This window comes from Paenarthrobacter sp. NEAU-H11, from assembly GCF_050573415.1.
Lineage (GTDB): Bacteria > Actinomycetota > Actinomycetes > Actinomycetales > Micrococcaceae > Arthrobacter.
In genome coordinates this window covers 126,386-139,403 of sequence record NZ_JBNZGA010000007.1, presented here as the reverse complement: position 1 = coordinate 139,403, position 13,018 = coordinate 126,386, and the positions used below count along the sequence as shown (strand labels likewise).

Here is a 13,018-nt window from a genome sequence, read left to right as displayed (position 1 = left end):
GTCAAGCAGGTTGTTCGGGAAAACCATGGCCGCGCGGACGGTGCCGGGCTGACCGGTTCCGGGCCTGCGCCACAAGCCTCCTGAACGCGAAAATGAAGACTGCCTCGATGGCGAGCATCAGTCCCACGAGCAGCCATTGCCCGCGGGCGGCGAAAAAGATGCATCCGGTCAGGGCCAGGATGGTCCCCAGCGCGAGGGTGTAGACGGCAAATCCGATGGCGACGCGTGCGCTGCGCACGCCGGTACGGAAACCGAAGCCGAGGGGTTCCCCGCCGGGGTGCCCGGGAACGCGGTCAGGCACCGCCGGCCCTAGCCTGTCGAACTCCTCCCAGGGATCCTGGCCCTGGTCCTGTCCTATCACCCTCCAATTGTCCCAAACCCCAGCCGGAATCGGGGGAGAAGCGACGGGGCTGACGTGGGGGAGCAAAACAGCGGCCCCTCCAGCATGATGCTGAAGGGGCCGCTGCCTGGTACAGGGTTTCCCCGGCAGAGCCGGAGGTCACCTAAGCCTTAGAGCGGGCGGATGTTCTCTGCCTGCGGGCCCTTGGGGCCCTGGGTCACATCGAATTCAACCTTCTGGTTCTCATCGAGTGAACGGTATCCGCTGCTGGCGATTGCCGAGTAGTGGGCGAAAACGTCAGCGGACCCGTCATCGGGGGCAATGAAGCCAAAACCCTTTTCGGCGTTGAACCATTTAACTGTGCCTGTTGCCATGGCTGCATTCCTTCGTGTGACTCTGATTCTCTCCCCGGGCAATAAGCCCGAAGTGCGCGGAGAACGTCCCCCGCAGTCCCCAACGTACGGGGCGGAAGCCGCGCTTGCAAGGGTTGGGCAACATTTGGCGAGGTCAACGCATGCCTTCGCGTCGGATGGCGGTGGCAATTGCGGCCGCTCTGGTGTCCACCCCGAGCTTGGCGTAGATGTGGGCCAGGTGCGTCTTCACAGTGGCTTCCGAGATAAAAAGGCGCCGGCCGAGTTCGCGGTTGCTCAGTCCCTCCGTGAGGAGGCTCAGCAGTTCGGCCTCCCGGGGAGTGAGGATTTCCTCCGGATTTCGCAGTTGCTGGAACAGCCGCGACGCCACGGGCGGGCTCATGACGCTCTTGCCCTGGACCGCTCCCCGGATGGCAGCGAAGATTTCCTCCGGAGCTGCATCCTTCAGCAGGTATCCCATGGCGCCGGCATCGACTGCCCGCACAATATCCGCGTCGGAGTCGTACGTGGTGAACACGAGGATCGCCTGGCCACTGTTGCGTTGGCGGATCTTCCTGATGGCCTCGATCCCGTCCATGCCGGAACCCATGGCGAGGTCCATGACCACCACGGCCGGGGAGTGCTGCTGCACCCGCTCCACCGCTTCTTCCCCGGATGCTGCCTCTCCGATCACCTGCAGGTCGGGCTGCGTCCCCAGGAGGGCCCGCAGCCCGCTCCTCACCACCAGGTGGTCGTCCACCAGCAGGACGGTGATCGCGCTCATGCCGGCGCCCCTGCAGTGTCCGCAGTGCCCTGTCCGGCGGGGGGCAAAGGCAACTGGGCGGCCACGATGGTCCCTTCCCCGGGCGCGCTTTGCACCGAAAGAACGCCGCCCAGCTGCTCCACCCGTTGCCGCATGGCCCGCAGCCCATAACCGCCGGCGTCCGACGGCGGTGCTGCCGCCGCCGGGTCGAAGCCTGCGCCGTCGTCGTAAATGTCCAGGGTGACCGCCTCCGGAAGGAAGCCGAGGGTCACGGCGGCTGCGCCCGCGGAGGCGTGCAGTCGGATGTTGGAGGCGGCGCTCTGCACTACCCGCAGCAGCGCGTGGCGGACCTCCGGGGACACAGGACGTGGCTCCCCGGTGACCAGGAGCCTGGCCTCCGGAACATATTGCCGTGCCGCGAGGAGCAGGGCTTCGGGCAGCGGAGACCCGTCCAGACCCGGGGACGCGAGCTCGTGCACCAGGCTGCGGGTCTCGGACAGGTTGCCCCGCAGCAGCACAGTGGCTTCGCGGAGATCCCGCCGCGCCGCGTCACTTGGCCAGGCCCGCCCTGCGGCCTCGAGCAGGAGCAGGCTGCTGGCCAACCCCTGGGTAACGGTGTCGTGGATTTCCCGGGAGACCCGTTCCCGCTCGGCAATGGTGCCCGCGCGCCGCTCGCTCGCCGCCAGCTGTTCCTGGGCCAGTGAAACCTCGGCGTGCAGGCGGCGCTGCTCCTCGGCGTCGTGCTGGATCCGGTCATAGATGAGCGTCAGCATGGCGCCCACGGCCAGTGGGCCGAGGAGCATGGCCAGGTCCGTGCCGCCGCTCATCCGGAACAGGCCGGCAGCGGTGGCAGCGGCCGTGATTCCAGCCGCGGCGTACGCCGCGGCGCCGGCCAGGGCGTAGCGGCTGAGGAAGAAGAGCGCAAACGAGCACCAGGCAAAGCTCGGAGCTGCAACCACCAGGACTGCCCAGACTGCCACCAGGGCGAACATCCATGGAGCCCCGGGGTGCCCGCGCCGGGCCAGCACGGCCACGACGGCGTACAACAGGCAGGCGACGGCGGCCAGTCCGAGGACCATCAGGTTGTCCGCCGGGCTGTGCCGCATCACGTAGCGGACCAGCGACGCCACCAGCAGCAGCGCGAAGCCAAGATGAACGGCCAAGCCGATGCCGGCCAGGGACGCCCGGCCCGGCAGGCCGCCTGCGGACGGTACAGCGGACGGGGTGCTGGACCGGACCAGGGAGGGTGGTTGGCTCTCTGCGGAGGCCTCGGCCGGGGATGGAACGGACGCTCGGGTGGGCATGGGGATTCCGGTTCGGGATGGAAGGAACGGTATCCACCATGTTATTGCCCGGGTCCCTGCGGCGTCTCTCCGCCTTTTGGCTGATACGGCTGGCTTTATGGAGCAGCGGTAAGCAGCCGAAGGCCCGATGGCAGGAGGCATCCGGGGCGGAAGGATGGAAAACGTACCCGCTTCAAGCGATGGCCGACCAAAGGAAACACCATGAAAAAGTCCACAAAAGTAGTCGCCGCGGCAGCCGCCGGCGCCCTTGCCCTGACCGCCGGGGTGACGGCTGCCGCGAATGCGGGCGCCGGGCCTGCCCCGTCGGCCGTCCCGGCCGTTGACATCCAGCCTGTGCCCGCCAACGTGGTGCGGCAGAACCGCATTTCGGTGGGCGCCTCGGCCAAGGCTGTCCAGGCCGCGCTGGCTAAGTGCCAGGCGGACAACCTGCCGTTCGTGACTGTGGCGGTGGTGGACCGCTTCGGGACCGTACAGGCACTCCTGCGGGGCGACAATGCGGCCGAACACACGATTGAGGCCGCCCGGGAGAAGGCCTACACGGCGGCAGCCTTCGGGACCCCCACCAGCGAGCTCGCCAAGCGGATCAACGGAACGGGCCCCAGCATCGCGGACCTTCCGGGCACGCTCTTCCTGGCTGGCGGCCTCCCGCTGAAGGTCAACGGTGTTTCGGTGGCCGGCATCGGCGTCGGCGGCGCTCCGGACGGTGCCCTGGATGAAGCCTGTGCTGCAGCCGGCGCTGATGCCATCGCTGCCGGCCAGTAGGCTGGGCGGCGCGGAATGATGCCGGTTTTGAGGTCCGGGGCGCTTGGCCTGGTCCTTTCCCTGGCCTTGTCCATGACGGCGTGCCAGGCGGGGCCGAAGGAGGCCCGGCCGCCGCAGGCTGCTCCGCCGTCGTCCCCTGAAAGCACGAAAGGGGGGCCTCCTGCAACGGCGCCCGCCGCGCCTCCCCCGCCGGCCCTGTCCGCCGGGGAACAGGCGCAACTCGACCAGGACCTCGTCACTGCTGCCAAGGCCAACGACGTCCCGTTGGTCAGGGAGCTGACTCGCCGCGGCGGGAACGTCAACGCCAAGGACGGACTCCAGGACTCGGCTTTCCTGTACGCGGGCGCCGAAGGATTCAACGAGGTGCTCGGATTGACGCTGGCGGCCGGAGCCGACGTCGCCAGCACCAACCGTTACGGCGGCACCGCACTGATCCCGGCCAGCGAGCACGGCCACGTGGACACTGTCCGGATCCTGATCGACGCCGGCGTGCCTGTCAACCACGTCAACAACCTGGGCTGGACCGCCATGCAGGAGGCCATCCTGCTGAACAGCGGTGGTCCCCGCCAGCAGGAGGTGGTCAGGCTTCTCCTTGCAGCCGGCGCCGACCCGGAAATCCGCGATCCGGAGGGCAGGACCGCCCTCCAGAATGCCGAACGCCTGGGCTTTACGGAGGTCGCCAACCTGCTCCGTCACCGCGGCTAGAGTTTAGGCGGCCTCGAGCACGCTGACGTAGTTGGCGATGCCCACGCCGCCCATGTTCTGGACGGCAGCCCGGCGGGGGGCCGCGAGCTGCATGTCGCCCGCGGTCCCCGTGAGCTGCATGGCGGCGATGACGTGCTGGGAGACGCCGGTTGCGCCCACGGGGTGGCCCTTCGCCTTGAGGCCGCCAGAGACGTTGACGGGCAGCTTGCCGTCCCTGTACACCCAGCCTTCTTCGATGGCCCGGGCGCCCTGGCCGGGCTCCGTCAGGCCCATGGCCTCGTACATCAACAGTTCGGCGATGGTGAAGCAGTCATGGACTTCGGCGAAGTCCAAGTCCGCCAGCCCGACGCCGGCCATCGCCAGCGCGCGCTGCCACGAGGCGCGGGTGGCCTCGAAGGCCACGGGGTCACGGCGGGCCGCGGGGAAGAAATCGTTCGCGTGGCCAAAGCCTGCGAGCCGCACGGGCGCAGTGGCACCGCCGGTTGCGGAGGCTGACAGCACGACGGCGGCGGCACCGTCCGAGACGGGGGAACAGTCCGTGCGGCGCAGGGGATCGGCCACCATGGGGTTCTTGTCCGAGACGGTGCGGCAGAAGTCCTCGCCGAGGTCCTTGCGGAGCTGGGCATAGGGATTGTCCACGCCGTTGCGGTGGTTCTTGGCGGCGATACTGCCCAGGACGTCGCCCAGTTTCCCGTCGCCGTACCGCTTCCCGGAGTGCTTGGCCACCTCGGCAAAGAGCCCGGTGAATCCAGTGGTGGACGCCTTGCCGGCCATGTCATAGTCGGCGCCCAGCAGACCCGCCCCCACAACTTCGGCGCCCGCGTGGGTCATCTTCTCCGCGCCGACCACCAGCACGGTCTTGGCCGTGCCCGCCAGCAGCGACTTGGTGCCCTGCTGGAAGGCAGCGGAACCAGAGGCGCAGGCGTTCTCCACACGCGTGGCGGCGACGTTCGCCAGGTCGGGGGAGACCTGCAGCGCCAGCGACGACGGGAACGCCAGCGGCATCATGCCGGAGTTGAACTGCCCGAGGTAAATCTCGTCGATCTGGCCGGGCTCGATGCCGGCATTGCTGATGGCCTCGGCGGACACCTGGACGATCAGGGATTCCAGGGTCTCGTCCGTCAGTTTGCCGAATCGGCTGTGGCCCCAGCCCGTGAGCAGGACATCCTTGCCAAACTGTTCCTTGAGGCTCATGCTGAAGCTCCTTCCAGGGCTGCTTCTTCCAATGCGACAGCGAACTCCGCTTCCGTCTTTTCGCGGATCTCCTCGACGGTGACCCCCGGCGCGAGGCGGGTCAGCGTGAGCTGCCGGCCGCCTCCTGGTGCCTGCCCGTTCTTCACAAGGTCAAACACTGCGAGGTCGCTGATGATCCGGTCCACCACGCCGAGGCCGGTCAGTGGAAGCGTGCACTCCCGCACGATCTTGGCCGAACCGTCTTTGGCGTTGTGTTCGGTGAGGACCACCACCCGCGGCGTACCGGCCACCAGGTCCATGGCCCCGCCCATGCCCTTGACCATCTTGCCGGGGATGGTCCAGTTGGCGAGGTCGCCGCTGCCGGAAACCTGCATGGCGCCGAGGATGGCGACCTTCACGTGGCCGCCGCGGATCATCCCGAAGGAGGTGGCGGAATCGAAAATGCTCCCGCCTGGCAATACGGTGACAGTCTGCTTGCCCGCATTGATGAGGTCGGCGTCCTCTTCGCCCTCGTACGGGAACGGTCCCATGCCCAGCAGCCCGTTTTCGCTCTGCAGCACCACCCGCACGCCCTCGGGCAGGTTGTTGGCCACCAGCGTGGGGATGCCGATGCCCAGGTTGACGTAGTCGCCGTCGTTCAGTTCTTCGGCTGCGATGGCAGCCATTTCATCCCTGGTCCAAGCCATGATGGTGTACTCCTCGGTGGGTTCGGTTTTCAGACGGCCAGTGGTTCGGCAGCTACGGACATGACGCGCGGCCGGACGGTCCGCTGCTCGATGTCCTTGATCCTGCTGCTGGCCTGGACCAGCCGCTGGACGTACACGCCGGGCGTGACGATGTGGTTGGGGTCCAGTGCGCCTGGTTCGACGATGACTTCCGCCTCCGCGATGGTCAGCAGCCCTGCCGTTGCAATGACGGGGTTGAAGTTGCGGGCGGTGTAGCGGTACGTGAGGTTACCGTCCGTGTCCGCGGTGTGCGCGTGGACAAGCGCGACGTCGGCCCGGATGGCCCGCTCCTGGACGTACGTTTCGCCGTCGAACACCTCGTGCGGCTTGCCTTCGGCAACCAGGGTTCCCACGCCGGTCCTGGTGTAGAAAGCAGGGATGCCGGCGCCGCCTGCCCGCAGGCGCTCGGCCAGGGTTCCCTGCGGCGTGAACTCAACCTCAAGCCGTCCGGCCAGGTACTGCTCCGCAAAGAGCTTGTTTTCGCCCACATAGCTTGCGATGACCTTGCGGACCTGGCCGGCCTCGATCAGGATGCCCAGGCCCTTGCCGTCCACACCCATGTTGTTCGAGACCACCGTCAGGTCCTTCACCCCGGAATCGCGCACCGCTTCAATCAGGTCTGCGGGTATGCCGCTGAGGCCGAATCCGCCCACAGCCAGGGTTATGCCGTCCCGCAGGCCCCCTTCCAGTGCGGCGGCGGCAGTTGGCTGGAGTTTGGTCATGGCGTCTCCTCATTGAGTGTCCTGCAGTCATCCACTTTGTGGACAGTAGGTCTGGAAAGGGACAGTACGGGGAGTCTTTGGGGGTGTCAAGGCGGTCGCAGAATGCCGAAACTAGCCCGTTCTACAGTGTGGACGGTACGCTAATCACAATCCACATTATGGACATCGAAGGAGTGAAATGAGCCAAATTCCCGTGCAGGGGGCCCAAGTGGTAAGCCGCATCGCCGGATTGCTGCGGCTGGTCGGGCGCAGCGCGGAGGGGATGTCCCTGGCCGCGCTGGTGCAGGAATCAGGCCTCACGAGGCCCACGGTCCACCGGCTCCTCTCCTCCCTGGCTTCCGAGGGGCTGCTCGACCACGATGCCGGAAGCGGCAACTGGGTTTTAGGGCCCGAGATCCTCCTGATGGGATCAGTGGCGTCGGCTAGGTTTCCGCTGGAGGACATCGCCAGGCCCAGCCTCCGCCGGCTTGCCGAAGCCACCGGCGAGAGTGCGTTCTTCTCCATCCGGCGTGGTTCCGAAACGGTGTGCCTGCTGCGTGAGGAAGGCAGCTTTCCGGTCCGGTCCTTCGTGCTGCACGAGGGCGTGCGGTTCCCCCTCGGCGTGGCCTCCGCGGGCACAGCAATCATGGCCTTCCTGCCCGAGGCCGAGCAGGAGGAGCTGTTCAGCCACTGGGTGGAACACGCCGGCAGTTTCGCCGCCGCCCACACGGAGGAACTGGTCCGGGCCAACCTTGCCCGGACCCGGCTGGCGGGCTACTCGGTGAATCCCGGGCTGGTCCTGGAAGGCAGCTGGGGCATGGGCGCGGCGGTGTTCGATCAGGCCGGCCGGCCCGCCTGGGCCCTCTCACTCACCGGAATCGAGCCGCGGTTCAAGCCCGACCGGCAGGAAGAACTGGGCGGCCTGCTGATGGCGGAGGCCCACCGGATCACGCAGCAGTTGGGCGGCGAGAAGGCCCGCCTGCCCCGCTGAGTCTCTCCTGCCTTCCAGGGCAAAGCACGACGCCGCACCGACCCGCTCGGTACGGCGCGCCGTCGTGCCTCCCCTGATGGTGGGGGAGGCTGCGGCGGGCTACAGCCCGGCCCGCGGCTCCTCCGGACCCTCGCTCTTCCACCAGGTGTCAAAGATGGTCACGGGGACCGTGCGCTTGTGCCGGGTGCGCAGGTACTTTTCTTCAATCGACTTGGCCACGGACTCCGGAACATCCCGGCCTTCCAGGTAGTCGTCGATCTGGTCATAGCTCAGGCCCAGCTCGTCCTCATCGGTGCGGCCCGGCCTGTCGTCCAGCAGGTCCGCGGTGGGCACCTTTTCCCATACCCGGGCCGGGGCGCCGAGCTCGGCCAGCAGGGCACGGTTCTGCCGCTTGTTCAGGCCGAACAGCGGCAGGATGTCCGCGCCGCCGTCGCCGTACTTGGTGAAGAAGCCCGTTACGGACTCGGCGCCGTGGTCCGTGCCAATGACCAGGTAATTGTGTTCTCCGGCCAGGGCGTACTGGGCGATCATGCGGGTCCGCGCCTTGGTGTTGCCCTTGTGGAAGTCGGAAATTTCCGTTCCAACGGTTTTTTCGAACTCATCCTCGAAACCGTCAACCGCGGCGGAGATGTTGAACGTCCACTCCGTCTTGGGCTTGATGAAGTCGAGGGCAGCCTGGGCGTCTTCCTCGTCATGCTGGACGCCGTAGGGCAGGCGAACCGCCACGAAGTTGGCTTCCACCCCCTCGGCCTCTAGCTCCTCGACTGCCAGCTGGGCCAGCTTGCCCGCCAGGGAAGAGTCCAGCCCCCCGGAAATGCCCAGAACGAAGCCCTTGGTATGGGTGGCCTTCAGGTAATCCTTCAGGAACGTGACGCGCTTGCGTACCTCCCCGGCAGGATCGATCCGGGGCTGTACGCCCATTTCTTTGATGATGCTGGCCTGGAGTTCGCGCATGGGGACCAGCCTAGCCAGCAGTGTCAACAACGCTCAAGCATCCACACCGGGCCGCCCCCACTAAACTGGAGTCCATGACTTCCCCCAGTGACACTGCAGTGGATACTGCAGCCGCCCGCGCCCGACTGCTGGAACTGATCAAGGAACTCGCCGTGGTCCGCGGCAAGGTGATCCTCTCCAGCGGAGCCGAGGCTGACTACTACATCGACCTGCGCCGCATCACGCTGCACCACGAGGCCTCCAAGCTGGTTGGCCAGGTGATGCTGGCCCTGGCGGACGACGCCGGGATCGACTTTGAGTGCGCCGGCGGACTCACCATGGGCGCGGACCCGGTGGGTACCGCGGTCATGCACGCTGCAGCGGACGCAGGTCGGACCGTCGACGCGTTTGTGGTCCGCAAGGCGCAGAAGTCCTATGGCATGGGCCGGCAGGTGGAGGGCCCGTCGGTTGAAGGGCGGAAAGTGCTGGTCCTGGAGGACACATCCACTACCGGCGGCTCGGCCCTGACGGCCGTGGAGGGCGTCCGGAAGGCTGGCGGCAACGTGGTGGCTGTGGCCGTCATCGTGGACCGTGATACGGGCGCCAAGGAAAAGATCGAAGCGGAAACCGGTGTGCCTTACCTGTTCGCCTTCGGCAAGGATGAGCTGGGGCTTTCCTAGCCTTTCCCGTTACGTTCGCCTCGCGGGCCGGCCTTGGGCCGCCCGCGGTGTGGACCGGGCCGTGGGGCTGCTCTATCATTTGCGGTAACCCTCTATCCCGTACGGAGAACGTGCACCATGCTCCCCCCTGAACAGCCTTTGAGCACCACCGACCAGGTCCAGAACCTGATCCTGGAGAGTGCCGACTTCGAGGACTTCCTCAACGAGCTCGCCCGCTTTTCCGCGCACCAGATGGCCGGCGACGGCGACGACGCGCTCTGCGGCATCACGCTGCTCCGCGACCGCAAGGCTGCCACCATCGGCTGGAGCAGCGATTCGGCCCGGGAAGTGGACCAGATCCAGTATTCGCTCTCGCAGGGACCGTGCCTCACCGCCGCCCAGGAGGAGCGCGAAGTCCACGTTCCGGACCTGTTCGAGGAGAACCGCTGGGGCCCTGACTACGCAACAGCCGTGGCCTCCCACGGCCTCCGGTCCGTGCTGTCCCTGCCTTTCAACCTGCAGGGGGAAGCGAAGGCGGCCCTGAACCTGTACTCCGATGCCCCGCACAAGTTCGATGAGCGTGCCACTGCCAGGGCGCGTGAATTCACCCGGGAGATCTCCCAGGCGCTGCGGCTGGCCGTACGCTTCTCGCTTCACACCGACAGCGCGGCAAACCTCCGGGCCACCCTGGAGTCCCGCACCATCATCGACATCGCGATCGGCATTGTGATGGCCCAGAACAGGTGCAGCCAGGAGGCTGCAGTCGCCATCCTGACAGAGGCGTCCAGCAACACGAACACCAAGCTGAGGGACATTGCCAAGTCCTTGGTTGATTCGGTTGGCGGTGCCGGCACCCGGACCCACTTCCAGGAACCGGGGAAAGTCCAGGCGGACCAGAGCGCATAGCAGGCTCCCTTCCTTGTTACTGACGGGTTGTGCGGGGCTTCGGGGGAGGTTACGCTTACCGAGGTTGAGCCGTCGGCCATAGACACCTCTTTTGGAGTACCTATGGACCGCGCCCTAAATGCCTTTATTAACCTCGATGTCCCCGGCGACATTGTCCGGATCGGTGTCCGGGGAAGCCTGAATCAAGGCTCCCGGCCCGAACTTGCCCACATTATTCGACGGATCAGGCGGATGGGCATCCGCTCCCACATCCACGTTGACCTTTCCGGGGCTGAGCTGGTGGAGTCCGCCGCCCTCGCCGGCCTGCGGAGCGACCTGAATGCCATTGACACCGGTACGCTGCCTGGAATCTACGGCGACGGCGTTTCCCTGGATGTCTCCCGTGGCAGCGGGGATCGGGCCGGGGGCAACGATCCAGATGGACCCGAGCTTGCACTCATCGAAGGGCTGGCCGACGGGTGCGGGGACGCCGAGGACCTTGCCGAGGAGTTTCCGCTGGTGCCCGTCGGCCGCCTGGAAGAGTTGTGCGGCCGGCCCTTGGAAGAGTATTCGGAAGCGGAACTGCTGACCGCGAGTGACTCCATCTTTGCCCTGCTGGACAGCCCGAAAGCGTTCCCGGGTTCGGACCTGCTGGGCCGCTACAACGACATCGGAGAAGAGCTGCGGCGACGCCAGGAGGATTCCGGCGCAGCACTTCCAGCCTCGGAGGGGCAGGCGGCCAGCTGAGCGCCGCTGGCTGCATGGCGTCACTCAATGGTTACGGGCGCCGTCTTGCGGCGGTAACTTCAGGTGTGCCTACGGTAGAGGCGTGCCGTATGAGGGGGAGGTAAGTCCGCAGGACCGGCCCGGGGTTCCGGGGGCCCGGCTGCTGGCGGAAGGTGCTGCCCTCAAACAGTTTTCCCGGCGCGGGTTCCTGTCGGGAGCCGGTGCGTCGGGACTGCTCGCTGCGGACATGCTGCTGACCCGCCAGGTGCAGTCACAGCGCCGGACCAATAGGATCCTGCCCGTTGATGACGGCTTCGCCGATCTCTACTACCGCGATGCCAGTTGGTTCCTTTTTCCCGGCTATAAGACGAGTTGGGAAGAAGCCCAGTGGATCCTCAACTCCCTCCGCGGCGCGCTGAACAAGCGCGCACGGCTTGCCGCCGTCGGGTATTCCAACCAGGGCCTGGACATTGACGAGATCGTGATTGCGGTCATCGAACATGTCCGGGCGCAGAAGCTCACCAAGTTGTTCTTCTACGGCCACAGCTTCGGCGGGATGGTGGCCACCCAGGTGGCCGCGCGCCTGCGGGAGATCCATGGCGTGGAGGTGCAGTTCATCGTTCTCGATTCCAGCCCCTACAGCAAGCATGACGTCCTGGACCAGAGCTGGTTCGACGGCGTCGTGTTCCTTTATGAGCGCGGTTTCCGGTTCCCGTCCACCCTCCGCGGCGGCTACGAGCTGGGGGAGCGGGTCATCCATAAGGACGAACGGAGCTGGCGCCAGATCCTTGACCAGACCCTGGAGCAGCTGTCGCCGATCGCCCCGTCCAGCGTGCTCATCCAGTCCGAGTCGGCGTACATCTACCACTTCGAGGGCAGCCGGTTCGCGGACAAACTGGGCGGCGCCAAGATGGCCTACATCGGCAACCCCAGCGACCGCACCGTCCGGTACCAGACGGCCGTGGAGGCCTGGGCCGTAGCTTTCAAGGCGAACATGGTGTCAAGCTCCCTGCAGACAGAGGGCGCCAGGCCGGCCCATGCGAGCCCGGGCTGGAACCCCGGCGTCTACCGGCCCATCCTGGAAGAACTGCTGGATGAGCACTTCCCGCTGCCGCGCGGCGGCTCCCGGGTGACGGTGTTCTAGATCTGGTTCTTCAGGTCCGCCACGGAGTTCAGGATCTGGTTCGGCCGGAAGGGGTAGGCAGCGATGTCGTCCTTGTGGGTGATGCCGCTGAGGACCAGGACGGTGTGGAGCCCCGCCTCCATGCCCGCGATGATGTCCGTGTCCATCCGGTCCCCGATCATGGCGGTGGTCTCGGAGTGGGCGTCGATCTGGTTCATCGCCGAACGGAACATCATGGGGTTCGGCTTGCCCACGATGTACGGCTCACGTCCGGTGGCCTTGGTGATCAGGGCCGCGATGGCTCCGGTGGCAGGCATGGGGCCGTCTTTGGAAGGGCCGGTTGCGTCCGGGTTGGTGGCGATGAACCGGGCGCCCGCGAGGATCAGGCGGATGGCCATGGTGATGGCTTCAAAAGAGTACGTGCGCGTCTCGCCGAGCACCACGAAGTCCGGGTTCTGGTCCGTGAGGATAAAGCCTGCCTCGTGCAGCGCCGTCGTCAGTCCTGCCTCGCCGATGGTGTAGGCGCGGTTTCCGGATTCCGAGCCCCGCACCTGGTCCTTGAGGAACTGCGCGGTGGCCAGGGCGGAGGTCCAGATGTTCTCCTCGGGGATTTCGAGGCCGGAGGAGCGCAGGCGCGCAGCAAGGTCGCGCGGGGTGAAGATGGAGTTATTGGTCAGCACCAGGAAGCGCTTGGAGGTGTCCACCCAGCGCTGGATAAGCTCAGCGGCGCCGGGGATCGGCTGGTTCTCGTGGACCAGCACGCCGTCCATGTCCGTCAGCCAGCATTCAATCTCCTGGCCGCTGCGGTATACCGCCGGTGATCCTTTGACCTTGTCCTCGTCTGCCATGCCTACCTC

The 13,018-nt window shown here is 66.5% G+C and carries 16 protein-coding genes; 7 read left to right on the top strand and 9 right to left on the bottom strand.

Annotated elements, in window-relative coordinates:
• Window position 1: 1 nt before the first annotated feature.
• The 4 genes from ACQ3DC_RS11060 to ACQ3DC_RS11045 all read right to left on the bottom strand — a co-directional run bounded on the left by ACQ3DC_RS11060 (window position 2) and on the right by ACQ3DC_RS11045 (window position 2,757).
• Window positions 2-361 carry a hypothetical protein gene (locus tag ACQ3DC_RS11060; RefSeq protein WP_321215225.1) on the bottom strand — a complete coding sequence of 120 codons (360 nt, stop codon included), beginning with the start codon at window positions 359-361 and terminating at the stop codon, window positions 2-4.
• Window positions 362-510: 149 nt separating this feature from the next.
• Window positions 511-714, bottom strand: a complete 204-nt coding sequence (locus tag ACQ3DC_RS11055; RefSeq protein ID WP_013599688.1) for a cold-shock protein — start codon at window positions 712-714, stop codon at window positions 511-513.
• A gap of 133 nt (window positions 715-847) precedes the next feature.
• A complete protein-coding gene (locus ACQ3DC_RS11050; protein ID WP_430752231.1) occupies window positions 848-1,474 on the bottom strand; it encodes a response regulator in 627 nt (208 codons plus the stop codon).
• Window positions 1,471-2,757 carry a sensor histidine kinase gene (locus tag ACQ3DC_RS11045; protein WP_430752230.1) on the bottom strand — a complete coding sequence of 429 codons (1,287 nt, stop codon included), beginning with the start codon at window positions 2,755-2,757 and terminating at the stop codon, window positions 1,471-1,473. Before ACQ3DC_RS11045 ends, ACQ3DC_RS11050 begins: the two co-directional genes overlap by 4 nt.
• 201 nt (window positions 2,758-2,958) lie before the next feature.
• On the opposite strand from ACQ3DC_RS11045, the gene ACQ3DC_RS11040 reads away from it, so the two are divergent.
• Entirely contained in the window at window positions 2,959-3,519 is a 561-nt protein-coding gene (locus ACQ3DC_RS11040; protein ID WP_430752229.1) for a GlcG/HbpS family heme-binding protein, read from the top strand.
• A gap of 15 nt (window positions 3,520-3,534) precedes the next feature.
• Window positions 3,535-4,224: an ankyrin repeat domain-containing protein gene (locus ACQ3DC_RS11035; protein WP_430752228.1), complete on the top strand. Its 690-nt coding sequence runs from the start codon at window positions 3,535-3,537 to the stop codon at window positions 4,222-4,224.
• 3 nt (window positions 4,225-4,227) lie between these two features.
• On the opposite strand, the gene ACQ3DC_RS11030 is transcribed toward ACQ3DC_RS11035, so the two are convergent.
• Genes ACQ3DC_RS11030 through ACQ3DC_RS11020 form a run of 3 tightly spaced genes read right to left on the bottom strand, consistent with a single transcriptional unit; the run spans window position 4,228 to window position 6,865 of the window.
• Window positions 4,228-5,418 carry an acetyl-CoA acetyltransferase gene (locus ACQ3DC_RS11030; RefSeq protein ID WP_430752227.1) on the bottom strand — a complete coding sequence of 397 codons (1,191 nt, stop codon included), beginning with the start codon at window positions 5,416-5,418 and terminating at the stop codon, window positions 4,228-4,230.
• Window positions 5,415-6,104 (bottom strand): CoA transferase subunit B, encoded by a 690-nt coding sequence (locus ACQ3DC_RS11025; protein WP_157239398.1) that lies wholly within the window; start codon window positions 6,102-6,104, stop codon window positions 5,415-5,417. The genes ACQ3DC_RS11030 and ACQ3DC_RS11025 overlap by 4 nt, the downstream gene beginning before the upstream one ends.
• 29 nt (window positions 6,105-6,133) lie before the next feature.
• Window positions 6,134-6,865: a CoA transferase subunit A gene (locus ACQ3DC_RS11020; RefSeq protein ID WP_421093016.1), complete on the bottom strand. Its 732-nt coding sequence runs from the start codon at window positions 6,863-6,865 to the stop codon at window positions 6,134-6,136.
• Window positions 6,866-7,043: 178 nt separating this feature from the next.
• Between ACQ3DC_RS11020 and ACQ3DC_RS11015 the strand changes: the two genes are divergently transcribed.
• Window positions 7,044-7,835, top strand: a complete 792-nt coding sequence (locus ACQ3DC_RS11015; protein WP_321215233.1) for an IclR family transcriptional regulator — start codon at window positions 7,044-7,046, stop codon at window positions 7,833-7,835.
• 99 nt (window positions 7,836-7,934) lie between these two features.
• Here ACQ3DC_RS11015 and nadE read toward each other — a convergent pair whose 3' ends face one another.
• A complete protein-coding gene (nadE, locus tag ACQ3DC_RS11010; protein ID WP_321215234.1) occupies window positions 7,935-8,789 on the bottom strand; it encodes an ammonia-dependent NAD(+) synthetase in 855 nt (284 codons plus the stop codon).
• Between the two features lie 74 nt (window positions 8,790-8,863).
• On the opposite strand from nadE, the gene pyrE reads away from it, so the two are divergent.
• The 4 genes from pyrE (at window position 8,864) to ACQ3DC_RS10990 (ending at window position 12,182) form a co-directional block, all read left to right on the top strand.
• Window positions 8,864-9,448, top strand: coding sequence for an orotate phosphoribosyltransferase (gene pyrE / locus ACQ3DC_RS11005; RefSeq protein ID WP_157239391.1), 585 nt, complete (start codon window positions 8,864-8,866; stop codon window positions 9,446-9,448).
• A 117-nt stretch (window positions 9,449-9,565) separates the two neighbouring features.
• Window positions 9,566-10,333, top strand: a complete 768-nt coding sequence (locus ACQ3DC_RS11000) for a GAF and ANTAR domain-containing protein (protein WP_157239389.1) — start codon at window positions 9,566-9,568, stop codon at window positions 10,331-10,333.
• A gap of 102 nt (window positions 10,334-10,435) precedes the next feature.
• The gene (locus tag ACQ3DC_RS10995; RefSeq protein ID WP_430752226.1) at window positions 10,436-11,059 is read left to right on the top strand and encodes a hypothetical protein; all 624 of its coding nucleotides are present in this window, start codon (window positions 10,436-10,438) and stop codon (window positions 11,057-11,059) included.
• An 82-nt stretch (window positions 11,060-11,141) separates the two neighbouring features.
• Window positions 11,142-12,182, top strand: a complete 1,041-nt coding sequence (locus ACQ3DC_RS10990) for an alpha/beta fold hydrolase (RefSeq protein WP_321215236.1) — start codon at window positions 11,142-11,144, stop codon at window positions 12,180-12,182.
• On the opposite strand, the gene ACQ3DC_RS10985 is transcribed toward ACQ3DC_RS10990, so the two are convergent.
• A complete protein-coding gene (locus ACQ3DC_RS10985) occupies window positions 12,179-13,009 on the bottom strand; it encodes an HAD-IIA family hydrolase (protein WP_157239385.1) in 831 nt (276 codons plus the stop codon). The two genes, ACQ3DC_RS10990 and ACQ3DC_RS10985, sit on opposite strands and share 4 nt — an antisense overlap.
• Window positions 13,010-13,018: the final 9 nt, after the last annotated feature.